This is a genomic window from Roseovarius nubinhibens ISM, assembly GCF_000152625.1.
GTDB classification, from domain to species: domain Bacteria; phylum Pseudomonadota; class Alphaproteobacteria; order Rhodobacterales; family Rhodobacteraceae; genus Roseovarius; species Roseovarius nubinhibens.
Genome location: NZ_CH724156.1, coordinates 2,796,376 through 2,820,792 on the forward strand (window position 1 = coordinate 2,796,376; position 24,417 = coordinate 2,820,792).

Annotated in this window: 27 protein-coding genes; 11 read left to right on the top strand and 16 right to left on the bottom strand. The window is 64.7% G+C overall.

Going from position 1 to position 24,417, the window contains the following annotated elements; translation table 11 throughout:
• Window positions 1-3 precede the first annotated feature (3 nt).
• The 7 genes from ISM_RS13380 to ISM_RS13410 are packed head-to-tail and all read left to right on the top strand — an operon-like array spanning window position 4 to window position 5,130.
• Window positions 4-1,692, top strand: a complete 1,689-nt coding sequence (locus ISM_RS13380; protein WP_009814718.1) for a sensor histidine kinase — start codon at window positions 4-6, stop codon at window positions 1,690-1,692.
• A gap of 6 nt (window positions 1,693-1,698) precedes the next feature.
• Window positions 1,699-2,163: an HPr kinase/phosphorylase gene (locus tag ISM_RS13385; protein WP_009814719.1), complete on the top strand. Its 465-nt coding sequence runs from the start codon at window positions 1,699-1,701 to the stop codon at window positions 2,161-2,163.
• Window positions 2,156-3,121, top strand: coding sequence for an RNase adapter RapZ (gene rapZ / locus ISM_RS13390; protein WP_050754188.1), 966 nt, complete (start codon window positions 2,156-2,158; stop codon window positions 3,119-3,121). Before ISM_RS13385 ends, rapZ begins: the two co-directional genes overlap by 8 nt.
• A complete protein-coding gene (locus tag ISM_RS13395) occupies window positions 3,118-3,519 on the top strand; it encodes a PTS sugar transporter subunit IIA (RefSeq protein WP_009814721.1) in 402 nt (133 codons plus the stop codon). The genes rapZ and ISM_RS13395 overlap by 4 nt, the downstream gene beginning before the upstream one ends.
• Window positions 3,519-3,803: an HPr family phosphocarrier protein gene (locus ISM_RS13400; protein ID WP_009814722.1), complete on the top strand. Its 285-nt coding sequence runs from the start codon at window positions 3,519-3,521 to the stop codon at window positions 3,801-3,803. Before ISM_RS13395 ends, ISM_RS13400 begins: the two co-directional genes overlap by 1 nt.
• 36 nt (window positions 3,804-3,839) lie before the next feature.
• Window positions 3,840-4,742 carry a lysophospholipid acyltransferase family protein gene (locus tag ISM_RS13405; protein ID WP_083780931.1) on the top strand — a complete coding sequence of 301 codons (903 nt, stop codon included), beginning with the start codon at window positions 3,840-3,842 and terminating at the stop codon, window positions 4,740-4,742.
• A gap of 16 nt (window positions 4,743-4,758) precedes the next feature.
• Entirely contained in the window at window positions 4,759-5,130 is a 372-nt protein-coding gene (locus ISM_RS13410; RefSeq protein WP_009814724.1) for a RidA family protein, read from the top strand.
• A gap of 20 nt (window positions 5,131-5,150) precedes the next feature.
• On the opposite strand, the gene ISM_RS13415 is transcribed toward ISM_RS13410, so the two are convergent.
• From ISM_RS13415 to ISM_RS13455, 9 genes are all read right to left on the bottom strand, one after another.
• Window positions 5,151-5,597 carry an SH3 domain-containing protein gene (locus ISM_RS13415; protein WP_009814725.1) on the bottom strand — a complete coding sequence of 149 codons (447 nt, stop codon included), beginning with the start codon at window positions 5,595-5,597 and terminating at the stop codon, window positions 5,151-5,153.
• An 11-nt stretch (window positions 5,598-5,608) separates the two neighbouring features.
• On the bottom strand, window positions 5,609-6,364 hold the full coding sequence (locus tag ISM_RS17780) for a hypothetical protein (RefSeq protein ID WP_009814726.1): 756 nt from the start codon (window positions 6,362-6,364) through the stop codon (window positions 5,609-5,611).
• Window positions 6,365-6,490: 126 nt separating this feature from the next.
• Window positions 6,491-7,483 carry an ABC transporter substrate-binding protein gene (locus ISM_RS13425; RefSeq protein WP_009814727.1) on the bottom strand — a complete coding sequence of 331 codons (993 nt, stop codon included), beginning with the start codon at window positions 7,481-7,483 and terminating at the stop codon, window positions 6,491-6,493.
• A 59-nt stretch (window positions 7,484-7,542) separates the two neighbouring features.
• On the bottom strand, window positions 7,543-8,385 hold the full coding sequence (locus tag ISM_RS13430) for an ABC transporter permease (RefSeq protein ID WP_009814728.1): 843 nt from the start codon (window positions 8,383-8,385) through the stop codon (window positions 7,543-7,545).
• A complete protein-coding gene (locus ISM_RS13435) occupies window positions 8,382-9,260 on the bottom strand; it encodes an ABC transporter permease (protein WP_009814729.1) in 879 nt (292 codons plus the stop codon). Before ISM_RS13435 ends, ISM_RS13430 begins: the two co-directional genes overlap by 4 nt.
• A 48-nt stretch (window positions 9,261-9,308) precedes the next feature.
• Entirely contained in the window at window positions 9,309-10,088 is a 780-nt protein-coding gene (locus ISM_RS13440; RefSeq protein ID WP_009814730.1) for an ABC transporter ATP-binding protein, read from the bottom strand.
• Entirely contained in the window at window positions 10,085-10,507 is a 423-nt protein-coding gene (locus ISM_RS13445; protein ID WP_009814731.1) for a VOC family protein, read from the bottom strand. Before ISM_RS13445 ends, ISM_RS13440 begins: the two co-directional genes overlap by 4 nt.
• A 4-nt stretch (window positions 10,508-10,511) precedes the next feature.
• Entirely contained in the window at window positions 10,512-11,975 is a 1,464-nt protein-coding gene (hydA, locus tag ISM_RS13450) for a dihydropyrimidinase (protein WP_009814732.1), read from the bottom strand.
• 119 nt (window positions 11,976-12,094) lie between these two features.
• Complete coding sequence (locus ISM_RS13455; protein WP_009814733.1) at window positions 12,095-13,345, bottom strand: Zn-dependent hydrolase; 1,251 nt, start codon at window positions 13,343-13,345, stop codon at window positions 12,095-12,097.
• Window positions 13,346-13,528: 183 nt separating this feature from the next.
• Here ISM_RS13455 and ISM_RS13460 point away from each other — a divergent pair, with 183 nt between their 5' ends.
• On the top strand, window positions 13,529-14,149 hold the full coding sequence (locus ISM_RS13460) for a TetR family transcriptional regulator C-terminal domain-containing protein (protein ID WP_156783493.1): 621 nt from the start codon (window positions 13,529-13,531) through the stop codon (window positions 14,147-14,149).
• 122 nt (window positions 14,150-14,271) lie between these two features.
• Window positions 14,272-14,814, top strand: coding sequence for a hypothetical protein (locus ISM_RS18320; protein WP_156783399.1), 543 nt, complete (start codon window positions 14,272-14,274; stop codon window positions 14,812-14,814).
• A gap of 76 nt (window positions 14,815-14,890) precedes the next feature.
• On the opposite strand, the gene preA is transcribed toward ISM_RS18320, so the two are convergent.
• The 5 genes from preA to ISM_RS13490 all read right to left on the bottom strand — a co-directional run bounded on the left by preA (window position 14,891) and on the right by ISM_RS13490 (window position 19,275).
• Window positions 14,891-16,195 carry an NAD-dependent dihydropyrimidine dehydrogenase subunit PreA gene (gene preA, locus ISM_RS13470; RefSeq protein ID WP_009814736.1) on the bottom strand — a complete coding sequence of 435 codons (1,305 nt, stop codon included), beginning with the start codon at window positions 16,193-16,195 and terminating at the stop codon, window positions 14,891-14,893.
• A gap of 1 nt (window position 16,196) precedes the next feature.
• Complete coding sequence (locus ISM_RS13475; protein WP_009814737.1) at window positions 16,197-17,531, bottom strand: NAD(P)-dependent oxidoreductase; 1,335 nt, start codon at window positions 17,529-17,531, stop codon at window positions 16,197-16,199.
• A gap of 189 nt (window positions 17,532-17,720) precedes the next feature.
• Window positions 17,721-18,485 carry a FadR/GntR family transcriptional regulator gene (locus ISM_RS13480; protein WP_009814738.1) on the bottom strand — a complete coding sequence of 255 codons (765 nt, stop codon included), beginning with the start codon at window positions 18,483-18,485 and terminating at the stop codon, window positions 17,721-17,723.
• Window positions 18,486-18,550: 65 nt separating this feature from the next.
• Window positions 18,551-18,919, bottom strand: a complete 369-nt coding sequence (locus ISM_RS13485; RefSeq protein WP_009814739.1) for a Lin0512 family protein — start codon at window positions 18,917-18,919, stop codon at window positions 18,551-18,553.
• The gene (locus tag ISM_RS13490; RefSeq protein WP_040618089.1) at window positions 18,916-19,275 is read right to left on the bottom strand and encodes a Lin0512 family protein; all 360 of its coding nucleotides are present in this window, start codon (window positions 19,273-19,275) and stop codon (window positions 18,916-18,918) included. The genes ISM_RS13485 and ISM_RS13490 overlap by 4 nt, the downstream gene beginning before the upstream one ends.
• Before the next feature lie 133 nt (window positions 19,276-19,408).
• On the opposite strand from ISM_RS13490, the gene ISM_RS13495 reads away from it, so the two are divergent.
• Window positions 19,409-19,780, top strand: coding sequence for a hypothetical protein (locus ISM_RS13495; RefSeq protein WP_156783400.1), 372 nt, complete (start codon window positions 19,409-19,411; stop codon window positions 19,778-19,780).
• Here the strand turns inward: ISM_RS13495 and ISM_RS13500 are convergent.
• A complete protein-coding gene (locus ISM_RS13500; RefSeq protein ID WP_009814742.1) occupies window positions 19,765-20,202 on the bottom strand; it encodes a GFA family protein in 438 nt (145 codons plus the stop codon). The genes ISM_RS13495 and ISM_RS13500 overlap by 16 nt on opposite strands.
• A complete protein-coding gene (locus ISM_RS13505; RefSeq protein ID WP_009814743.1) occupies window positions 20,199-20,678 on the bottom strand; it encodes a GNAT family N-acetyltransferase in 480 nt (159 codons plus the stop codon). Before ISM_RS13505 ends, ISM_RS13500 begins: the two co-directional genes overlap by 4 nt.
• A 246-nt stretch (window positions 20,679-20,924) precedes the next feature.
• On the opposite strand from ISM_RS13505, the gene smc reads away from it, so the two are divergent.
• Complete coding sequence (smc, locus tag ISM_RS13510; protein WP_009814744.1) at window positions 20,925-24,380, top strand: chromosome segregation protein SMC; 3,456 nt, start codon at window positions 20,925-20,927, stop codon at window positions 24,378-24,380.
• Window positions 24,381-24,417: the final 37 nt, after the last annotated feature.

Sequence of the window (24,417 nt, forward strand, 5' to 3'; positions counted from 1 at the left end):
ACAGTGCGTGACACGGTAAACGAGCGCGGCGGCGATATTGTCCTCGGGGATGATTTCGTCGCGCCGGTGGGCGTGGCCGAGGATGAGCTGCAGGCGCGGCGCGCCCGGCGCGGTTTCTTCTCGCTGCGGTCCTCGCCCCTGACCCGCAAGATCATCACCTTCAACCTGATCGCGCTCAACGTGCTGGTTGCGGGGATCCTCTATCTCAACTCGTCGCGCGACGGGCTCGCGGTGCAGCGGGTGAGCGGGCTGGTGACCGAAGGCGAGCTTGTCGCCGATGTATTCGAGGCCCATCTGCCCAAGGGGGCACCGGTGAGCCTTGCCTCGGGCGACGGGATCGATGTGGCCGAGGTGCTCGCCGGGCTTAGCCTGCGCGACAATTCGGATATCTATGTTTTTGACGCCAATGCGGTGCAGCTTGGCCATCTGGCGGGGCGCGATGACCCCGCAGGTGAGGGCGATAGCGGCCAGCGTACGGTGATCACTGACGCGCTGAGCTGGGTCTGGGGCGGTCTGTCGCGCCCGTTCCGCAGCCTGTCAAATGAGGCGCCCGCGCCGGATACGGCGGAGCTGCTGAGCGGCATGGTGCCGGCAGCGCTGACGGGCGGCACCGATGTGAAGGCCGCGAAATCCTCGGAAGGCACGGTCTATTCGGTCGTGACGCCGATCCTGCACCAAGGCCAGGCGGTTGGCGTCGTGGCCATTGCCAGCGCCTCGGGCGAGATCGACAGCCTCGTGCGGTCGGAGCGCGAGCGCGTGCTGCAGATGTTTATTATTGCGACGCTGGTGTCGATCGGGCTCAGCCTGATCCTCGCGTCGACCATCGCCCATCCTCTGGCTGATCTGGCCGCCGCTGCCGAAATCGGCGGGGCGCGCAATCGCGGCAAGAACAATGGATCGCGCATCCGCATTCCTGATCTGACCTCACGCCCCGATGAGATTGGCCGGCTGAGCGGCGCGCTGCGCGGCATGGTCGGTGCGCTCTACAACCGGATCGATGGCAATGAACAATTTGCCGCCGACGTGGCGCATGAGATCAAGAACCCGCTCGCCTCGCTGCGTTCGGCCGTGGGCACGCTGCGCGTCGCCAAGCGCGACGATCAGCGTGAGAAACTGCTCGATGTGATCGACCATGATGTGCGCCGTCTCGACCGGTTGGTGAGCGATATTTCCAACGCCTCGCGGCTCGACAGTGAGCTGGTGAAGGAAGAGGAAGAGGCGTTCGATCTGCTCAACATGCTGGGCAATCTGGGCGAATATCTTGGCCAGGAGGCCAAGGGCAAGGGCATCGATTTCATCACCGATTTCCCCGAACATCCGATTGTGATCAACGGGTTGGAGGCGCGTCTTGCGCAGGTCTTCGTCAATCTGATCACCAATGCGGTGAGCTTTTGCGAGACCGGCGATGCGATCCGCGTCTGGGCGCGGACCCGCGAGAACCGGGTTCTGGTGGTGGTCGAAGATACCGGCCCCGGCATTCCCGAACAATCGCTGACCAAGATTTTCCAGCGCTTCTATTCGCACCGCTCAGAAAAGGATTTCGGCAATAATTCCGGTCTTGGCCTCGCCATTTCCAAGCAGATTGTCGAAGCCCATGGCGGCGTGATCTGGGCCGAGAACATCCGTCCCACAGAGGCCGATATCACCTCTGATCCGCTGGGCGCGCGCTTTGTCGTCGGCCTGCCGGTCTAACCGCCCATGCCCGGCGAGACCCGTGTGCCGGACGCGCGGCGCGCGGCCGTGACGCCGGGGGAGAGCATTCACGCGAGCTGTGTCGCGCTTGGCGGCCGCGCCCTTTTGATCCGGGGCGCGTCCGGCGCGGGCAAGAGCGCGCTGGCGCTCGAGCTGATCAGCCGGGGTGCGGCGCTTGTCTCCGACGATCAGACCATCCTCTGCCGTGACGGCGATCAAGTCATCGCCAGTGCCCCGCCGAGCATCAAGGGCCGGATCGAGGCGCGGGGCGTGGGGCTCTTGCATGCGCCCGAGGCCGGGCCAAGCGAAGTGGCCGCATTGGTCGATCTGTCGCAGGTTGAGTGCGCGCGATTGCCGCCCGCGCGCGAGACCGATATTCTGGGCGTGACGCTGCCGGTGATCCACCGCAGCGACATGACCTGTTTTCCCGCCGCCCTGATCCTATATCTGACGCATGGACGATATGCCTGACACATCCGCGCCCAATGGCCCGCCGCCTGGCGAGTTTTCCGAGCTGACCCCGCTGGTTCTGGTGACGGGGCCAAGCGGCGCCGGTCGCACCACGGCGATCCATGTGCTCGAAGACATGGGCTATGAGGCGATTGACAACCTGCCACTGACGCTCTTGCCCAAGCTCTTGCAGGGCGGCGGGCCGGAGCGTCCGCTGGCGCTCGGTATCGATGTGCGTAACCGCGATTTCACCACCCAGGCGCTGATCGAGACGATTGATGGGATCGCGCGGCTTACCGGCATGCCGATGCAGCTTCTGTATCTCGATGCGCGGCCTGAGGTGCTCATGCGGCGCTATTCCGAGACGAGGCGGCGGCATCCGCTGGCGGCGCGGGAAGGGGCGGAGCTCGGCATCGCGCGCGAGCTTGATCTGCTGGGCCCGATCCGGGCGCGGGCGGATGTGCTGATCGACACGTCCGAGCTCAGCCCGCATGATCTGCGGGCCGAGGTGGAACGCTGGTTCGCAGTGCGCAGCGGGCCGGATCTGTCGATCTCGGTGCAGAGTTTTTCCTATAAGCGCGGGCTGCCGCGCGGCGCCGATCTGGTGCTCGATTGCCGGTTCCTGTCGAACCCGCATTGGGAGCCGTCGCTGCGGGCGCTGGATGGGCGCGACAAGGCGGTGCAGGCCCATGTCGAGGCGGATCCGCGGTTCGAGGGTTTTCGCGAGCGGACCCTGTCGATGATCCGCTTTTTGCTGCCGGCCTATGAGGCGGAGGGCAAATCTTATCTCACGCTTGCCTTTGGCTGCACGGGCGGGCAGCATCGCTCGGTGGCGCTGGCAGAAACTTTGGCGGCGACCCTTGCGGATGAGGGCTGGCCGGTGTCAATAAGGCACAGGGAATTGGAACGGAAAGCGCGCGCATCGTCTGCCGAGACGGGGGCCGCACCGCACCGGGACGGAAGGATCGAGACGCAGTGATCGGGATCGTGATCGTGGCGCATGGTGGACTGGCGTGTGAGTATCTCGCCGCAATAGAACACGTGGTCGGAGACCAGCCGGGCATTCGTGCCATTGCCATCGAGCGCGACCATGACCGCGCCGCCAAACAAGCCGAAATTTGCGAAGCCGCCGATGCGGTGGACACCGGCGAAGGGGTGGTCATCGTGACCGATATGTTTGGCGGATCGCCGTCGAACCTGTCGCTCATGGCCTGCCGCCCGGACAATCGCCGCATTCTTTACGGGGCCAATCTGCCCATGCTGATCAAATTGGCGAAGTCTCGCCACAAGTCGGTGCCCGACGCGGTTGCCCATGCGCTGAATGCCGGGCGCAAGTATATCGACAGCCAAAATATTTCGGCAGAACAGGACCTTTGATGACAGACCAGCAGAGTGTGACGCGATCGCTCGAGATCGTGAATGAAAAGGGATTGCATGCGCGGGCTTCGGCGCGGCTGGTCGAGGTGGTCGAAGGGTTTGACGCCACGGCAGAAGTGTCCAAGGATGGCCAATCCGCCAGCGGCGACAGTATCATGGGTCTTTTGATGTTGGCAGCCTCGCGCGGAACCACTATTGACGTGCAAACCCGTGGCGCGGATGCCGAGGCGCTCGCCGATGCCATTGAAAAGCTTGTCGCTGAGCGCTTTGGCGAAGACATGTAAAGGATACGTCCGGGACCTGCGGGCGTAGAGGTGACGATGGGACAGAAACCGGTGACGGAAGACCCCAGTGACAGGGTGCAGGGCGATGCTGCCGCGCCGGTCAACTTTACCAAATATGACCGCCGTAGCCTCACCTATGCCAACAGTTTCGACAGCCCGCTGACGGCGACGGTGATCCGCACGCTCGAATGGTTCACCGGCAAGCTCAGCATCATCCGCATGATCCGCGCCTTTGAAAAGCGTGGCGCGCCCACCGGTCAGCCGTTCTGGCGGGCGGCCTTGGGCACGATGGGGATCGACCTTCTGACGCCGCAGGAAGAGATCGACAATATCCCGCTCGAAGGGCCTGTCGTGGTGGTGGCGAACCATCCGCATGGGCTTGTCGATGGGATGATCCTGGCCGATCTCATCGGGCGGCGGCGCACGGATTACAAGATCCTGACGCGGGCGCTTTTGACCGGGATCGACGAGGTGGCGGCCTCTTACATGATTTCCGTGCCCTTTCCGCATGAACCCGACGCGCAGCGCAAATCGGTCGAGATGCGCGCCAAGGCGATGGCCCATCTCAAGGAGGGCGGCGTGATCAGCGTCTTTCCCTCAGGTGTGGTGGCCTCGTCCGACAGTCTCTTTGGGCCGGTGATCGAGCGCGAATGGAATGTCTTCACCGCGCAGATGATCCGCCGGTCAGGTGCCACGGTGGTGCCGATCTATTTCCCCGGTGAAAACTCGCGCTGGTATCAGATGGCGAACCGGATTTCCGCCACGCTGCGTCAGAGCCTCTTGCTCCACGAGGTGGTCAAAAGCTGTAACAAGCCGCAAAAGCCGGTGGTCGGTGCGCCGATCAGCGCCGAGAAGATGCAGCTTCTGGAGAAAGATCCGCGCGGGTTCATGACCTGGCTGCGCGCGCATACCCTGGCGCTGGGCGAAGCGTCTGACTAATCCTCTGGAGAGAGACATGGATATCAAACGGATTGAAACCGGCCCGCGCATGAGCCAGGCCGTGGTGCATGGCAACACGATTTATCTCGCAGGTCAGGTGGGCAAAGTGGGCGACAGCGTCGCCGATCAGACCCGCACCTGCCTGGAGCAGGTTGAGACGCTGCTGAAGGGGCTCAATTCCGACCCGACGCGCATCCTGCAGACCACGATCTGGCTCGCCGATATGGCTGATTTCGCCGAGATGAACGAGGTCTGGGACGCTTGGGTGCCGCAGGGCCATACCCCGGCCCGCGCCTGTGGCGAAGCCAAGCTCGCCCATCCCGGGCTGCTGGTGGAATTCATCGTGATTGCCGCCGTGAACTCCGACCGTCCCGGTCAGGACAAGTAAGCGGTTTCGCGACCGTTGGATCAGCAGGCGATCCAGCGGTCGCGATACCATGAGACCCAGCCGACAGAGCCATCGCTGACCCGCACGAGGTGCCAATTGCCCTCTTGTGCGCCGAGCATTTCAAGCCGCGTGCCCGAGGGCAGTTTATAGAGCCTGCGGCCGCGTTTTGTTGTGGGTTCGGTGCGCAGGGCAAGCCAGGCGTCGGGCGGGCGCACATCATAGACCACGCAGACCTGCGCGGCGGGTGCTGGTTGGGGTTGCGTCTGCTCGGAGGCCTGAGGCAACGGGCTGGGCGGTGCCTCTGGCGTGCCGATATTGATCCGCGAGGGCAGGGGCGTCTTGGCGGTCACCGCATCTTCGCAAAGGCCGAGACCCGGGTAGCAATCGTCGGATTGGGCGAGGGCCGGGGCGGCGGTGAGGCCCAAGCTTAGGGTCAGGGCGAGAGCCAGGACCAGAAGATATTTCATAATGTGCTCTTTCAATAGGCCGCGAAAACGCTGGTCACAAAGGCTTCGCCTTCGGCGAGGGCCGCGGTGACGTCGTTCTGCGGGTGTTGGAGATAATAGCGAAACCCGGCGCGGAGCGCGACGTGGCGCTCTTCTGGGGTGCCGTGGTGGCCGATGCTGGTGAAATTATTGTCGCCCAGTTCAAAGATCTTGCGGGCCAATGTTTCGAGGTCCTGCGGCTTGTCGGCGAATTTCGTGCCCATGTAATAGCCGGCCATGAAATCGGCGTGCAGTTCGAGGAATTTGACCGTGCCGTGATGGTCCAAGAGCCGACTATAGCGGGCGGGGTCGGAGAATTGCATGATATGGGCGAACTCATGCGCGATGACGCCCGCCACGATCGAGCCGCCCCAATGCGCCGAGGTCAGATGCTCGGAGAGCAGGTCCATCTGATAGAGGACGGTGCCATCGGTGCCGGGGGTCTTGGGAAAGATCTCGGGCGTGGCCATCGCGTTCTGGATGCCGTCCGAATAGAGATAGAAGGCGGGCCGCACGCCGAAAAACGCCGATTGTGCGTGCAGTTCCTGGATCAAGGCGCGGTCGAGCGCCGGGGTGCCTGTGCTCTGCTCGAGCGTGAGACTGTGCAGATCAAAGCCCGCGTCGCTGCCGCAAAGCACGATGGGGCTCTGCCCGGTGTCCGCCGATGCGGCGCGAGGGGTGAGCGACAGCAGCGCGAGACCAAGGGCCACCCCGAGGTGCCGTGTGATCTGCGCCGGTGACTGTCGCATTCCGGTCCCTCCCGAGCCGATTGGGGACGGGATCAGTCTAGGCGCGGGGGCGCATATGGCAAGGTGGATGTGAAAAGGGCCGCGAACTGCATCGCGGCCCTCGGGGCAGATCCTGTCTGCGTCAGATCAGTTGAGCGCCTTGTCGGTGATCATATGGGTCCAGGCGGCCTCGCCCGGGTGTTGGGTGATCACCGGGTCCGAGCCGCCCGCGAGCAGCGAGTCCACCGTGCGTTCGAAATCGGCCGGGTCGAGCGCGCCGTTCGAGCCTGCGGTGAGTTTCGCCACCTCGGCCATCATGCGTTTCTGGTGCTCTTCGGTCTGGGCGCCGGTGTTGTCATTGTCGAGCACGATCATCGCCGCCTCGTCAGGGTTTTCCTCGGCCCATTTCCAGCCCTTCATCGAGGCGCGGACGAAGCGCACCATCTTGTCGACGAATTCCGGATCTTCGAGCTTGTCCTCGAGCACATAGATGCCGTCCTCGAGCGTGGCGACGCCTTGGTCCTCGTATTTGAAGACGACGAGTTCCTCGGGGGTGAGCCCGGCGTCGATGACCTGCCAATATTCATTATAGGTCATGGTCGAGACGCAGGCGGCCTGGTTCTGCAGGAGGGGGTCGACGTTGAACCCCTGTTTGAGCACCGTCACCCCATCGTCGCCGCCATCGGTCGAGAGGCCGAGGTGGCTCATCCAGCTCAGGAACGGGTATTCATTGCCGAAGAACCACACGCCGAGCGTCTTGCCGGGGAAGTCCTCGGGGCTGGTGATGCCGGCGTCCTTGCGGCAGGTGAGCATCATGCCCGAGCTCTTGAAGGGCTGGGCGATGTTTACCAGGGGCAGGCCTTTTTCGCGGCTGGCCAGCGCCGAGGGCATCCAGTCGAGCACCACATCCGCGCCGCCCCCTGCGAGCACCGAGGTGGGCGCGATGTCCGGCCCGCCGGGCTTGATCGTCACGTTGAGGTCTTCTTCCTCATAGAAGCCCTGATCCTGGGCCACGTAATAGCCGGCAAACTGGGCCTGGGTCACCCATTTGAGTTGCAGCGTCACATCATCGGCGGCCTGGGCCATTCCGGCCCAGAGCCCGGCGAGGCCGAGGCTGACGGTTTTGGCGAGCTTGGTCATCTGTGTCTCCTTGTTGGGGTTGGTATGGTTTTTATTATTATCTTATCAGGTTTCGTGCCTCAGGCGCGGCGTCGTTGTGACGGGTGCCAGAAGGTGAGCATTTTCTCGAGCATGGCGACCCCGCCATAAAAGGCCGAGCCGACCACCGCCGCCACCAGAATTTCGGCCCAGACCATGTCGAGCGCGAGCTGGCCCACCGAGGTGGCGATGCGAAAGCCCATGCCGCGGGTGGGTGAGCCGAAGAACTCGGCCACGATCGCGCCGATGAGCGCCAGGGTGGTGGCGATCTTGAGCCCGTTGAAGATGAAGGGCAGGGCGGCGGGCAGCCGCAGCTTGAGCAGGGTTTGCGGATAGCTGGCGGCATAGGTCCGCATCAGATCGCGCTGCATGCTGTCGGTGTCGCGCAGACCTGCCACCGTGTTCACCAGCACCGGAAAGAACACCATGACGACGACGACCGCCGCCTTGGACTGCCAGTCAAAGCCGAACCACATGACCAGGATGGGGGCCATGCCGACGATAGGCAGGGCGGCCACGAAATTGCCCACCGGCAACAGGCCGCGCTGCAAGAAGGGCGAGCGGTCGACGGCGATGCCGGTGAGGATCGCCGCGCCACAGCCCAGCACATAGCCCGTGAGCGCGCCCTTGACGACGGTCTGCACCAGATCGCCCCAGAGCGTCGGCAGGTTGGCGGCAAAGGTCTGGGCGATGGCGCTCGGCGCCGGGAGCAGCACCGGGTTGATTCCGAGGCCGCGCACCATGCCTTCCCAGAGGATGAGCAGCGTCAGGCCAAAGAGCGCGGGCATCACCAGCCCGGCCCAAGGCGCACCGCTGCGGCCGATCTGGATGTTGATCCACCAGGCCATGAGCCAGAAACCGATTGCGAAGGTCACCCAGATCATGCGGCCATCCCCATACGTTTGAGCGTGATCCGCTGGATCAGTCCGATGATCGCCACGAGACCGGCGGCAAGGATCGCAGCGGCGATGAGCGCGCTCCAGATCTGGATGGTCTGACCGTAATAGCTGCCACCCAGCATCCGCGCGCCGAGACCGCCATCCTGGCTCAGCGACAGCTCTGCCACCACCGCGCCAATGAGGCTCGCCGCGATGCCGACCTTGAGCGAGGCAAAGAGATAGGGGGCCGAGGCGGGCAGGCGCAGCGCCCAGAAGGTCTGGGCCCGGCTGGCGTTCCAGGTTTTCATCTGGTCCATCTGCATGGCCCCGGGGCTGCGCAGGCCTTTGACCATGCCGACCACCACCGGGAAGAAGGAGAGATACATCGAGATCACGCCTTTGGCGACCACGTCATCGACCTGGAGCGAGGCCAGCACCACCACGATCATCGGCGCGATGGCAATGATCGGCACCGTCTGGCTCGCGATGACCCAGGGCATGACGGACATGTCCATGGTGCGGCTGTGGACGATGCCAATGGCCAGCAGAATGCCAAGCCCGGTGCCAAAGACAAAGCCCAGAAGCGTCGAGCTCAGCGTGATCCAGCCATGCCAGATGAGCGAACGTTTCGATAGGGCGCGGCCCTGCTGCACCATGGCGCCAGTGGTGTTCCAGAGCTCTGCCGCCACCTGATGCGGCGCGGGCAGGCGGGGTTTCTTCTGGCTCCAGGTGTCGAGGATGAGCTCGGATGTGCTGAGCTCGACCCCGGCGCGGCGCGCCTTGTCCTCGGCCCAGGGTTTGTTGAGCCCGATGGACGCGACATACCAGATGGCAAAGATCGCGGCGACCACAGAGAGAACCGGCAGGACAGAACGCATCATGCCACCCCGCCGCGTGCAAGGGGCCCTTGCCCCGAGGAGAGCCGCCGATCAGCCATCGCCATGCCCCGCGCGCAGCCCGTCACGGACACGATGGGCGATTTCGATGAATTCCGGCGTGTCGCGGATGTCGAGCGGGCGCTGCCGGGGCAGCGGGCTCTCGATCACATCGGTGATCCGTCCGGGACGCGGGCTCATCACCACGATCTTGGTCGAGAGATAGACCGCCTCGGGGATCGAATGGGTGACGAAACAGATGGTCTTGTTGGTCTTGTCCCAAAGCTGCAGGAGCTGCTCGTTGAGGTGATCGCGCACGATCTCATCCAGCGCGCCAAAGGGTTCGTCCATCAAGAGAATATCGGCGTCAAAGGCGAGCGCCCGGGCGATGGAGGCGCGTTGCTGCATGCCGCCCGAGAGCTGCCATGGGAATTTCTTCTCGAACCCCGCGAGTTCAACCAGATCGAGCACGCGTTGCACCCGCGCGTCCTGATCGCTGCGGCCATAGCCCATGATCTCGAGCGGCAGCCGGATATTGCCGCCGATGGTGCGCCACGGGTAGAGCCCTGCGGCCTGGAACACATAGCCATAGGCGCGGGCGCGGCGGGCCTCTTCGGGGCTCACCCCGTTGACGGTGATCTCGCCACCGGTGGGCTGTTCGAGATCGGCCATGCAGCGCAGAAAGGTCGTCTTGCCACAGCCCGAAGGCCCGATGAAAGAGACGAAATCGCCTTTTTCCACCGCGAGCGTCACATCCTTGAGCGCATGCACCGGGCCATCATTGGTCTCGAAGGTCAGGCTCAGGTTCTGGGCCGATATTACTGGCGCTGTCACGTGTCAAAATCCCATAGTTTGGCTTCGGCGAACTCTACCGAGTTTTGCGCGGGGTCGCGCACATATAGCGAGCGGACGCCATTGGGCCAGTGGAAATCGGCCTCTACCGTCACGTCATGCGCCGCGAGATGACGCGCCCAGGCCTCGGTCTCGCCGGGGCTGATGCGAAAGCAGACATGGCCCGGGCCGCGTGCGCCATGGGGCGGCACCGGGAACTTGCCCTCAGACGGCTCTTCGGTGGCCTCGGCCACGAAAAGCATGAGCATCGCCGTCTCGGCCCGCATGAAGAGATGCCGGCCCGGCGCGCGCTGATGCTCGCGCAGGCCGACAATGTCGCCGTAAAACCGCGCGGCGGCGTCGAGATCATCGACATAGAGCGCGGTTTCCAGCACCGCGCCGGGCGGGGTGGGCGCGGCCATCGGCTCAGATCCCCGACGGAATGTTGAGCGGGTCGCGCTCGATCATCTTGGGCGCGGTGAGCGCCTTCCATTTCGACAGGGCCTGATGCGCCGAGGGGAAGGGCGGGCGCGGCACGAAACGGCCACGTCCCGGCTGCGGCTGGCTGTTCTGCCCCCAGCCCCAGATCACCTCGCCCCGGCTCAGGGTAAAGCGGCTGTTGGCGCTGACGGTGAAGCCCTCAAAGACGTTGTAATCGAGGATCGAGTGGTGATTGCTGGCCGAGATTGTCTTGGTGATCTTGGGATCCCAGACCACGATATCGGCATCGGCCCCTTCGACGATCGCGCCCTTCTTGGGATAGATGTTGAGGATCTTGGCGACATTGGTCGAGGTGGCGGCGACGAATTCATTGGGCGTGAGCCGCCCGGTTTCCACGCCGCGCGTCCAGAGCATCGGCATCCGCTCCTCGACCCCGTTCGAGCCATTGGGAATGATGCGGAAATCCGCCCGCCCGGCGCGCTTTTGCTCGGTGGAAAAGGCGGCGTGATCGGTGGCCACCACCTGCAAGGACCCGGCCTGCAACCCGGCCCAGAGACTGTCCTGATGATCCTTGGAGCGGAAGGGCGGCGACATCACCCGCCGCGCTGCGTGATCCCAATCCTTGTTGAAATACTCGCTCTCATCGAGGGTCAGGAACTGGATCAGCGGCTCGCCATAGACCCGCATGCCCTTTTGCCGGGCGCGCCGGATCGCCTCATGCGCCTGCTCACAGCTCACATGCACGATATAGAGCGGCACGCCTGCGGCATCGGCGATACAGATGGCGCGGTTGGCGGCCTCGCCCTCGAACTCGGGCGGGCGCGAATAGGCGTGGCCCTCGGGGCCGGTGATGCCCTGGCTGAAATATTTCTCCTGCATCTCGGCCACCAGATCGCCGTTCTCGGCATGAACCATGGGCAGCGCGCCCAGCTCGGCACAGCGTTTGAACGAGGCGAACATCTCGTCATCCTCGATCATCAACGCGCCCTTGTAGGCCATGAAATGCTTGAAGGAATTGACGCCCATATCGACGGCATCCTTCATCTCGTTGAAGACGCTCTCGTTCCAGCCGGTGATGGCCATGTGATAGCCGATGTCGGAACAGATCTGCGGCGCCGATTTGCGGTGCCATTCATTGATCGCGTTCTTGATCGACCCATCGGCGCCGGGCAGGCAGAAATCCACCAGCATCGTGGTGCCGCCACAGGCCGCGGCCCAAGTGCCGGTTTCAAAGGTCTCGGCGGCGGTGGTGCCCATGAAGGGCATTTCCAGATGGGTGTGCGGATCGATGCCGCCGGGGATCACATAGGCGCCCTCGGCGTCGATATACTCATCGCCCTTGAGGTCCTCGCCGATCTGCTTGATCACCTCGCCCTCGATGAGCACATCGGCCTTCCACGTGCGATCGGCGGTGCAGACCTGCCCGCCCTTGATGACCTTGGTCGTCATATCTCGTCTCCCTGTTCGTCCTCCGGCGCGCGGGCCGGTTGGGTCTTGGTTCCGGGGTAGGGCTTCTTCTGGCCGCAAATATCCCGGGGGTGCGGGGGCTGGCCCCCGCGCGATTTATCTCACTCCACCACCTCGGCGGTCTCGAGCACCGCGTGCAAGAGCACATCGGCCCCGGCCTTGGCCCAGTCTTTCGAAATCGCCTCGGCCTCGTTATGCGACAGCCCGTCGACACAGGGGCACATGACCATCGCGGTGGGCGCGACCTGGTTGATCCAGCAGGCGTCATGGCCCGCGCCCGAGATGATATCGCGGTGGCTATAGCCGAGCCGTTCGGCGGCGTTGCGCAGCGCGCTCACGCAGGTCGCATCAAAGGTGACCGGATCGAACCCGCCCACTTGCTCCATCTCGAGCCCGAGTTCCATCTCGTCGCAGATCGCTTGGGCTGCCTCCTTCATCTGCGCCACCATCTTGGTGAGCACCTCGAGATTGGGCGAGCGGAAATCGACGGTGAACACGGCCTTGCCGGGGATCACGTTGCGCGAATTGGGATAGATCTCGATATGGCCTGCCGCGCCGACGGCGTCGGGGCCATGGGCGAGGGCGATCTCTTCGACCTTTTCCAGCACCCGCGCCATGCCGAGACCGGCGTTGCGGCGCATCGGCATCGGGGTCGAACCGGTGTGGCTGTCCTTGCCGGTGATGGTGAGCTGGGTCCAGCTCAGCCCCTGACCATGGGTGACGATGCCGATGTCCTTGCCCTCGGCCTCGAGGATCGGCCCCTGTTCGATATGCAGCTCGAAAAACGCGTGCATCTTGCGCTGGCCCACCGGCTCGTCGCCCTCCCAGCCGATGCGCTTGAGCTCGTCGCCAAAGCGTTTGCCTTCGGCATCGACCCGGTCCTTGGCCCAGTCTTCGGTGTGCAGCCCGGCAAAGACGCCCGAGGCCAGCATCGCGGGCGCGTAGCGGGTGCCTTCCTCATTGGTCCAGTTGGTGACCACGATCGGATGTTTCGTCTTGATGTCGAGATCATTCATCGTGCGGACAAGTTCGAGCCCGGCGAGCACGCCCAGAACCCCATCGTATTTGCCGCCGGTGGGTTGGGTGTCGAGATGGCTGCCGACATAGACGGGCAGGGCGTCCGGGTCGCTGCCGGGGCGGGTGGCGAACATATTGCCCATGCTGTCCACGCCCATGCGGCAGCCGGCCTCTTCGCACCAGCGTTGAAACAGCGTGCGGCCCTCGGCATCCTCATCGGTGAGCGTCTGACGGTTGTTGCCGCCCGCCACGCCGGGGCCGATCTTGGCCATGTCTTCGAGGCTGTCCCAGAGCCTGTCGCCATTGATCTTGAGATTTTCTCCGGGCGCTGCCATTCTCACCTTCCCCTTGTCGCTATTTTACCATTTGGTAAAGTTACGATCACGGAGCCGGGCCAAGCTGTCAAGTTTCGTCTATGAAAATCCGGGGGGCGCGTGTTGCACTGCCGCTTGGGTGCTTAATCGCTGTGCGGTAACTGTAACGTCGAGGGAGGCCCTGTCGCAATGGCCGAATTGAACATGACGACGAAGGACGGCAAGCCAAGCCGCATTCAGCGCCGCAATCGCGGGCTGATCCTCGAGGCGGCGCTCGACGTGTTCTCGAGACATGGCTATCGCGGCGCGACGCTCGACCAGATTGCCGAACAGGCGGGGCTGTCGAAACCCAATATTCTCTATTATTTCGATGGCAAGGAGACCATTCACGTCACGCTGCTCAATCAGCTGATGGACAATTGGCTGGCCCCCATGCGCGAGATCGACCCCGACGGCGCGCCGCTCGACGAGATCCTGTGCTATGTGCATCGCAAGCTTGAGATGAGCCGCGAGTTTCCGCGCGAAAGCAGGCTTTTTGCCAATGAGATCATCCAGGGCGCGCCGCGCATTGTCGGCCATCTCGAAGAGGTGCTGAAACCGCTGGTGGATGATACGGCCGAGGTGATCTCCGGCTGGATGCGGGCCGGGCGTCTGGCGCCGACCGATCCGCGTCATCTGATCTTTTCGATCTGGGCCACGACGCAGCATTACGCCGATTTCGAAGTGCAGGTCGAGGTGCTGATGCCCGGCAAAGCCGAACAGGACGAGGCGCGCGCCTTTCTTGATCGGATGTACCGGCGGCTCTTGACCCCTGATCCGGAGTGAGGATCAGGGTTAACTGGGTTTAACCCTTTTCCTGCATTTCCCTCTCATTCAATCGCGGTAAATGATATGTTGCGGCATGGGTGTGGGCCCCATGGACGTTGAGCCGTCAGGCTGGATAGATCATGCCGGAGTTTTCCATATCTGGCCCGCATAAGCTGGCCGCCCTACGCCCCGTTTCAGCGGGGTCGAAGCATTTCGACCATGGCCAGGAAGAGCGTGGGACGCTGCCACCGCGCCGGGGGGCGGCGGAGGCCGGGCAGGCGGGTGTCAGTGACAGCAAGCGAAAGGAGGCGGCGTCTTGGGATAGGGGCGCGCGGGATGCGCGGTTTCAGCAAGGGAGCGATGGGCGGAGCTGGGAACAGCACTTGTTGCGGTTTTTGGCGCAGGAGGCCCCGCGCGGGCGCGGCTTTGCCGAGATGCCGGGAGAGCCCGCACCGCAGAGCCTCTTTGAGGCGCGGCAAGGGCCGCAGGCGGTGATGACGCGGCGCATGGGCCTCGATCAGCAGGCCGAAGCGGCGCTGGGCCGGTTGCGCCTGTCGCGGTTGATGGCGGCCATTCAGGAGATGGCGACCCTGTCGCGCTGGGCCCCGCCGGAGGCGCGGGCCGAGGCGCAGGGGGCGGCAAAATTCGTGCTGCGCCCGCTCGGCCTCGACAAGATCGTCTAGTGCCAAGACCTGCCGTCTGGGACGGCAAACGCCCGCAGGGATCAGCTGCGGGCGCTATTTGGTTCAAACCCTTCGGTTATTCTGCGGCGCAGCTGCCGGGGTTGTTGGGATGGGTCGTCCAGTTGGCATAGTCCTTTTCCACCACCTTGCCGGTACGCGGATCGACGGTGCCGGGGGCCATCTGCTCCATCGTGATGCAGCCCTCGACCGGGCAGACATTGACGCAGAGATTGCAGGCGACGCATTCGTCATCCTTCACCTCAAAGACCCGGTCGGGCGACATCGAGATCGCCTGATGCGAAGTGTCCTCGCAGGCAGCATAGCAGCGGCCGCATTTGATGCAGGCGTCCTGATCGATGCGGGCCTTGGCGATGTAGTTGAGGTTGAGATCCTGCCAGTTGACCACCTGCGGCACGGCGCGGCCGACCAGCTCGTCCACCGAGGCAAAGCCTTTCTCATCCATATATTGGCTGAGGCCGCTGATCATCTCCTGCACCACCTTGAACCCATAGGTCATCGCGGCGGTACAGACCTGCACATTGCCCGCACCGAGCGCCATGAACTCGGCCGCGTCCCGCCATGTGGTCACGCCGCCGATGCCCGAGATGGGCAGGCCTGCGGTGGCCGGATCGCGGGCAATCTCGGCCACCATGTTGAGCGCGATGGGCTTGACTGCCGGGCCGCAATAGCCGCCATGGGCGCCAAGACCGTCGACCGAGGGTTCGGGCGAGAAACTGTCGAGATTGACCGAGGTGATCGAGTTGATCGTGTTGATCAGGCTCACCGCATCGGCGCCGCTCTGTTTCGCCGCCTGTGCCGGTTTGCGAATGTCGGTGATATTGGGCGTGAGTTTCACGATCACCGGCAGATCGGTATAGGTCTTGCACCATTCCGCGACCTGTCCGACATATTCCGGCACCTGGCCCACGGCGCTGCCCATGCCGCGTTCGCTCATCCCATGGGGGCAACCAAAGTTGAGCTCGACCCCGTCACAGCCGGTCCCGGCCACCGCCTCGAGAATGCGCTTCCAGCTTTCTTCGTTCACCGGCACCATCAGCGAGGCGATGAGCGCGCGGTCGGGATAGTCCTTCTTGACGCGGGTCATTTCCTCGAGATTGACCTCGAGCGGGCGGTCGGTGATCAGCTCGATATTGTTGAGGCCGAGCAGGCGGCGGTCGGCGCCCCAGATCGCGCCGTAGCGCGGTCCGTTGACATTGACCACCGGTGGGCCTGCCTCGCCCAGGGTTTTCCACACGACGCCGCCCCAGCCGGCCTCGAAGGCGCGCCGCACGTTGTATTCCTTGTCCGTTGGCGGCGCCGAGGCGAGCCAGAACGGGTTGGGGGATTTGATGCCGATGAAATTGGATGTGAGATCAGCCATTTTATGCCTCCTTCGCGCCGGTGAGCGCGGCATGGATGTCTTCGGCGGCGTCGCGGCCTTCGGCCACCGCCGTCACGGTGAGATCGTCGCCCCCCGAGGCGCAATCGCCGCCGGCCCAGACGCCCTTGACCGAGGTGCGCCCGGGTCCGGTGACGGCGATCTTGCGGCCCTCGAGCACCGGGAGCCCGTCGCCGGTGAGCGTCTGGCCGATGGCTTTGAACACCTGATCGGCGGGCAGGCGGAGCGTGTCACCGGTGGGGGTGAGCGCGTCGTCGGTATAGGCAAACTCGATCTCGCGCACCGCGCCATTGCCATGGATCGCCACGGGCTGGGCGTTGGTCACGATCCGCACGCCCTTGGAGGCGGCGAGATCCTGTTCATAGCGGCTGGCGTTCATCCGGTCGCGGCCCCGGCGATAGACGAGCGTGACGTTGAGCGCGCCCAGAAGCTTGGCCTGCACGGCGGCATCGACCGCCGTCATGCCGCCGCCGATCACCACCACGTCGCGGCCGATAGGGAGCCCGGTGAGGTCGCTGCTCTGGCGCAGCTCGGCGATGAAATCGACCGCATCGCGCAGCCCGTCGCGGTCTTCGCCCTCAAGCCCGAGCGCGTTGACCCCGCCGAGCCCGATGCCGAGAAACACCGCGTCAAAGCCCGCGCGCAAGCTGTCGAGCGAAAGCCCGTCGCCAAGCCTCTGCCCGGTTTCGAGCGTGATGCCACCAATCTGCAAGAGCCAATCGACCTCGCGCGCGGCGAAATTATCGGTGCTCTTATAGGCGGCAATACCATATTCATTGAGCCCGCCGGGCTTGGGCCGCGCATCATAGAGCGTCACCTCATGGCCATGGAGCGCAAGCCTGTGGGCGCAGGCGAGCCCCGCAGGGCCAGCGCCCACGACGGCCACCCGGCGGCCGGTGGCTTCGGCCCGGGTGAAGGGGTGGATGTTGCGCGCCATCACCGTGTCGGTGGCATAGCGTTGCAGCCGTCCGATCTCGACCGGCTTGCCCTCGGCCACTTCGCGCACGCAGACCTCTTCGCAGAGCGTCTCGGTCGGGCAGACCCGGGCGCACATGCCGCCAAGGATGTTCTGATCGAGGATGGTCTCTGCCGCCGCCTCGGGCGTGCCGGTGGCGATCTGGCGAATAAAGAGCGGGATGTCGATGCTGGTGGGGCAGGCGGTCATACAGGGCGCGTCATGGCAGAAATAACACCGGTCGGCGGCCACCACCGCCTCATGCGGATCAAGCGGCGCATGAAGGTCGGTGAAATTCTCGGCATACTCATCCGGGGCCAGACGCGCGGCGGTGACGCCGGGGGTCAGGGGGCTTGGGCTCATGGTCTTCCTCCACTGGCTGGCTATGTTTTTTCTTTTCAGTAAAGCACAGATTGAAATTTTATCAATTGGTAAAATTATTGCGAAATCCGGTGGATGTTCTCGGGGGGCCGCGCAGGCGGCCTGCACGCGCCGCAAAAGCCCTACGCGATGCGAGGGCCATCAGAGCGGTGAACACACAAGGAAAGGTCGTTAGAGGCCGCCGTCGTGATCGAGACGCTGGCGGGCGATATGGGCGTTGCGGTCAGCCAGTTGCTGATCGCGCAGGGCCCGTTCGACAAAGCTCAGATGTGCCTCGACGGCGGCGCGGGCGGCCTCGGGGCGGCGGGCCTGCAGGGCGTCGTTGATGGCCCGGTGCTGATCAAGCAGCGAGGCGCGCGTCGTTTGTTGCTGGAACATCTTCTGACGGTTGTAGAAGACACCTTCGCGCAGCATGTCGAACATCGAGCGCATCATATGTAGCAGCACGACATTATGGCTCGCCTCGAGGATCGACAGGTGAAAGGCGGCGTCGAGTCGCGCCTCTTCAGCGGCATCGCGGCCATCCTGCGCGGCCATTCGGTCAAACGCGCTCTGGATCACCGCGAGATCGGCGTCGGAGGCCAGCCGTGCGGCGCGTTCGGCGGCCATCCCTTCGAGATCGCGGCGAAAGCTCACATAGTCGAACACCGCCTCGTCATGGTCGGAAAAGAGCCGGATGAGCGCGGGCGAAAACGCATTGCCCAGCACATCGGCCACGAAAACGCCGGCGCCGGGGCGGGTCTGCAACAGCCCCTTGCCCTGCAATTCGGCGAGCGCCTCGCGCAGTGACGGGCGCGACACGCCGAGCCGCTCGGCCAGGTCACGCTCCGAGGGCAGGCGTTCGCCGGGGCGCAGGATGCCGCGCAGGATCAAGAGCTCGATCTGGCGGGTCACCGCCGAGGAGAGCTTTTCCGGTGTGATCTTTTCGAATGGCACAGGGCCGCCCCCGATGGACGCTAGAATTGGTCAGATCATATGACCGGTGGAGCGGCGCGACAAGCCTAGCCCGCGCTGGCGCGCCATTGCGCCGATTGATCGGGCAGGAAGGCCTCGACCGCGGCGGTGGCGATCACCAGCGTTTCGCCGGTCTCGGGATTGGTCACATTCTGCCCGCCGCGCACGGCCGTGACCGTGGCGCGGCCGCGCGGCAGCCCGTCGGCCAGTGCGGCGCAGTCGAGCGCCTCGGGCTCTTGCACGCCGATGGTGACAGCGACGCGCATCTCGCTGAAATCGATGCCGGTGCTGTGAAAGATCGGCAGGGTGGAGTGGCGGATTGCATCCTCGATCGCGCGGCGGGCGGCCTTTTGGTAATCCATCCCGTGCAGATCATTGCCCATGCCCATTTCGATGATGAAACGCTGATCGCTCATGCCGAGGCCTCCGTGGCTTTTTCCATGTCGAAGCTCACCGAAATGGCGGCATTGGCGATGACCGTGGGCAGCCCGACAGGGCGCGGCACATCGAGCCCGCCTTGCACCGCGGTGACCGAAATCTGACCATAGGGAAAGACCGATTTGAGCGCCTCGCAATCGACCGCTTCGGGGTCTTGGACGGCAATCTCGACCTCAATGATCATCGCCTCTTTGGGAAAGCCGAAGAGCTCTGCCATGTTGATCGAATTGTGCCACAGCGCGTCTTTGAGCGCGCGGCGGGCGGCCTCGGTGTAATCCTGACGGCGCAGGGAAGATCCCATGCCGAATTCGGTAAGGACGCGATGTCTTGGCATGTGGGGCTCCCTGTGGTCTGGCGTGCGGTTACGGTGTTTTAGCAAGAGGAAACGGGGGGAGCGCAAGGGGGGATCGAACGAATTCTTAAGAGATGCGCGCTTAACTGGCATGATGATGCGATGGCTTGTGATCATGTTGGGATTGGTCGGCTGCGGCGGCACCGGGGACGGGCTGACGCAGGGGCCCGCGCATAGGGTGTTTGTGGCGGGCGACACGTTCGACATACGCCAGCAAGGGGTGCGGGCCGTGGCGATCCGCGTCAACAGCCGCTGGGTGCCCAATCGCGCGGCGATAGAGGGATCGGCGGCGCGGGCGATCCGGGTGGCGACGCGCTGTGACGTGCTGGCCATGACCGGGGATCAGGCGCTCATCCATGCGCTGCTCGATTGCGACGCGGATCAGGTGCGGCCCTTGGTGATCGGCGTGCCAGAGCGGTATTTCGATTGCGAGGCCGACTGGATCGAGGAGGAGATAGCGGATCTGACCTGTTACCCCTCGGGCTGACAGAGGCTGCGGCGGGCAGGCGTGTCGGGATCGCCAAACCCGTCGATCCGGGGCAGATCGTCGCGAATGTCGAACCAGGGCAGCCGTTCCTCGGCATGGACATGGTTTTGCGGCAGCACGGCGTCGGGCCTGTCGAGCGTCGCGATATAGAGATGGACATCACCGGGATACCATTCGGCGGTAAAGGCCATGGGCGTGCCACAGCGACCACAGAAATGGCGGGTGGCGCCCGGGGTCTTTTGATAGGTGGCGGGGGTGGTGCCGGTCCAGCGCATCTGATCCAGCTTGACCTCGAAGAAGGCGGCGACAGGGGCCGCGCAATTGCGCCGGCAACTGTCGCAATGGCAATACCCAGCCCAGCCGACGGGGCCATCTATGGCAAAGCGCACATCGCCGCAGAAGCAGCGTCCGGTCAGGCTCATGTCCGGGTCTCCAAAGTTTCCAGCGGCTCCAGAGATTTCTCCATGAAAACGCTCGTTTCATTCGGGGCATAGTCGCCAAACCGCGCGCAGCGGCGAAAGCCGTGACGTTCATAGAGCCGGATCGCGGCGTCCAAAGCCTCGCCGGTCTCGAGCCGCAGGAGCGGCAGGGCTTCGGCGCGGGCGGTGTCCTCGATCTGACGCAGGAGCGCGGCGGCGACGCCCCGGCCACGGGCCGCGGGGGAGGTGAACATCGATTTGACCTCACCATAGCCGTCGCGCAGCGCCAGCGCCCCGGTGCCGAGCACCTCCGCCCCGTCACGTGCGGCGAAAAAGCGGATGTCGGCGCCTTGGAGATCGGCAATGTCGAGCGCATAGATGTCGTCGGCGGGAAAAGTGTCGATCATCAAGCGATGGCTCGCCTCGAGCAGGGCGCGCGGACCGAGGGCGGCGGGATCGGCGGGCTCTATGATCAGCATGACAGGGCTCCTTGCAGGCAATATGGGCGGCAGATTAGTGCGCGATTTGCCGCCGGTCCATGACGAAAACGCCTGAAAAACGCCCCGGATTTCGCAATATCTTGTGGATAACTCCGCCGATTTCGCCATATGCAGGGGTTTGCCGTTGACAGACGCCAATCGCGGTCGTCAGATTGCAGGTCAGGCGGGACGCATGGGGACAGCGTCAGGCCAAAAGGTGCAACAGGGACAGGGCAGCAGGCGAAATTGCATTTTTCCAAGCTCAGACTCACCGGCTTTAAAAGCTTTGTCGATCCGACGGATCTGATCATCAATGATGGTCTCACCGGCGTCGTGGGGCCGAATGGCTGTGGCAAGTCGAACCTGCTCGAGGCGCTGCGCTGGGTGATGGGCGAGAACCGTCCGACGGCGATGCGCGGCGGCGGCATGGAAGATGTGATCTTTGCCGGGGCCAAGTCGCGCCCGGCGCGTAATTTCGCCGAAGTGGCGCTCAGCATCGACAATTCCGAGCGGCTGGCGCCTGCGGCCTTCAACGATTCCGACACGCTCGACGTGATCCGGCGCATCACCCGTGATGTGGGCAGCGCCTATCAGGTCAATGGCAAGGATGTGCGGGCGCGCGATGTGCAGATGCTCTTTGCCGATGCCTCAACCGGGGCGCATTCCCCGGCGCTTGTGCGGCAGGGGCAGATTTCCGAACTGATCAACGCCAAGCCCAAGGCGCGGCGGCGTATTCTCGAAGAAGCGGCAGGGATTTCAGGGCTTTACCAGCGGCGGCACGAGGCCGAGCTCAAGCTCAAATCGGCCGAGACCAACCTGACGCGGGTCGATGACGTGGTCGAACAGCTCGCCGGGCAATTGGCTCAGCTGGCGCGGCAGGCCCGGCAGGCGGCGCGCTATCGCAGCATCGGCGAAGAGCTGCGCCGGGCCGAAGGGATGTTGCTCTATCGGCGTTGGAAGGATGCCGATGAGGCGGTGGCGCGGGCGGCGGCAGAGCTGCGCGAGCGGGTGACCGCGGCGGCGCGGGCCGAGACCGGCGCGCGCGAGGCCACCAAAGCACGGGAGGCGGCCGAGGCGGCGCTGCCGCCGCTGCGCGAGGAAGAGGCGATTGCGGCGGCGGTTTTGCAGCGGCTGCAGGTGCAGCAGGACACGCTCAGCGATCAGGAAGCGGCGGCGCGGGACCGGATTGCCACGCTGGCGGGGCGGATCGATCAGCTGGCGCGCGATATCGAGCGCGAGGCGGCGCTCAACCGGGATGCGGGCGAGACGATCGAGCGGCTCGAATGGGAGGCGCGTGAGCTCTCCAAGGCGGGCGAGGGCCATGAGGCGCGGCTCGAGGCGGCGTCAGACGGGGCGCATGAGGCGGCCTCGGTGCTGCAAGAGCGCGAAGCGGCGCTGAGCGAGATGACCGAGGATGTGGCGCGGCTCGCGGCGCGGCACCAATCGGCACAGCGGTTCTTGCAAGATAGCCGCAAGACGCTTGAGAAGAGCGAAACAGAGGCTGACCGGGCACGAGATGCGGTTCAGGTTTCGCGGCAAGCCCTTGAAACTGCAAGCGAAGGTTTCGATGCGGCGACCACCGCCGAGGCCAAGGCGCAAGAGGCCGCGCGGGCGGCGGAGGCGGCGCTGGCGGCGGCGGATGAGGCACGGGCCGAGGCGCAGGCGCGGGAGGCGGATGCGCGGGCGGAACGGTCGGAGGCCGAAGGCGAGGTCAATGCGCTCTCGGCGGAGGTTTCGGCGCTGGCGCGGCTGGTGGATCGCGACACCGGCGAGCGCGGCCAGATCATGGACCGGCTGCAGGTCGAACAGGGGTTCGAAAAGGCGCTGGGCGCGGCGCTGGCGGATGATCTGCGGGCGCCCGAGGTCGAGGCCGATGGCGGCTCTGGCTGGTCGCTTCTGCCGGATTATCCCGAGCATCAGAGCCTGCCGGGCGGGGTGCAGCCGATCACCCATCACGTCTCGGTTCCCGATGTTCTGGCGCGGCGGCTGAGCCAGGTGGGCGTGGTCGAGGCGGTGGATGCGCCGCATCTGCAGGCCGAGCTGAAACCGGGTCAGCGGCTGGTCAGCCCGCAGGGCGATCTGTGGCGCTGGGACGGCTATCGCACCTTTGCGGAAGAGCAGCCCTCGGCGGCGGCGCTGCGGCTCGAACAGCTCAACCGGTTGGAAGAATTGAAACAAATGCTGGCCCATGCCAGTGCTAAGGCGGATGGCGCGCGGCAGGCGCATGAGACGCTCAAGACCCGTCTGGCCGATCTGACCCGGCAGGATGCCGAGGCGCGCGAGGCGCGCAAGGCGGCGGATCAGGCGCTCAATGAAGCGAACCGGGCGCTGAGCCGGACCGAGGCGGATCGCAACCTCGCGCAGTCGCGGCTCGAGGCGCTGGGGCTTGCGGTGACGCGCCATGAGGAAGAGGCGATGGCGGCGCGCAAGCAGCTGGCCGAGGCGGAGGGGGCTTTGCGCGAGCTTGGTGATCTCGACGCGGCGCGGGCCGAGGTCGAGGACGTCAAGATGACGGTCGAGGCGGCGCGGATCACGATGATCTCGCGGCGGTCGGAGCATGACGAGGTGCGGCGCGAGGGTGAGGCGCGCAAGAAACGCAGTCAGGAAGTCACCAAGGAGCTGAGCGGCTGGCGGCATCGGTTGGAGACGGCGGAGAAGCGCAGCGCCGAGCTCAACGAGCGCAAATCGGCCACCGAGGAAGAGCTCGAAGAGGCGGCGGCGACGCCGGCGAGCCTTGCGGAAATGCGCGAGGAACTGTCTGAAAAGATTGACCAATCCGAGGCGCGCAAGGCGGCGGCGGCGGATGCGTTGAGCGCCGGTGAGGGGGCGCTGCGCAAGGCGTCGGAGGCTGAGCGCGAGGCCGAGCGGGCGGCGGGTGAGGCGCGCGAGGCGCGGGCGGCGGGGCAGGCCCGTCAGGAGGCCGCCGAAGAGGCGCGGGGGCAGGCGGCGCACCGGATCGAAGAAGAGCTCGAGACCACGCCGGAGCGGCTGTTGGAGACGCTGGACGCGACCCCGGATGACATGCCCAAGGCCGAGACGCTGGAGGCGGATGTGAACCGGCTCAAGCGGCAGCGCGATGCGCTTGGCTCGGTCAATTTGCGGGCCGAAGAGGACGCGCGGGAAGTGCAGGAAGAGCATGACACGCTGGTCCGCGAAAAGACCGATCTGGAGGAGGCGATCAAGGCGCTGCGCAGCGGAATTTCGAGCCTCAACCGCGAAGGGCGCGAGCGTCTGCTCACCGCATTCGAGCAGGTGAATTCGAATTTCGCGCTTCTTTTCAAGCATTTGTTCGGCGGTGGTGAAGCGAACCTCGTGATGGTCGAGAGCGATGACCCGCTCGATGCCGGGCTCGAGATCATGTGCATGCCGCCGGGCAAGAAACTCGCCACGTTGAGCCTCATGTCGGGGGGCGAACAGACGCTGACGGCGCTGGCTCTGATCTTTGCGGTGTTCCTCGCGAACCCGGCGCCGATCTGTGTGCTGGACGAGGTGGATGCGCCGCTCGATGATGCCAATGTGGGGCGGTTCTGCGACCTGCTGGACGAGATGTGCCGCCGCACCGCGACGCGGTTCCTGATCATCACCCATAACGCGGTGACGATGAGCCGGATGGACCGGTTGTTCGGCGTCACCATGGCCGAACAGGGGGTCAGCCAGCTGGTGTCGGTGGATCTCAAGAAGGCCGAGGCGATGGTCGCCTGATTTCGGAGTTAACCCATTGAAATCGCTAAAAATGCCA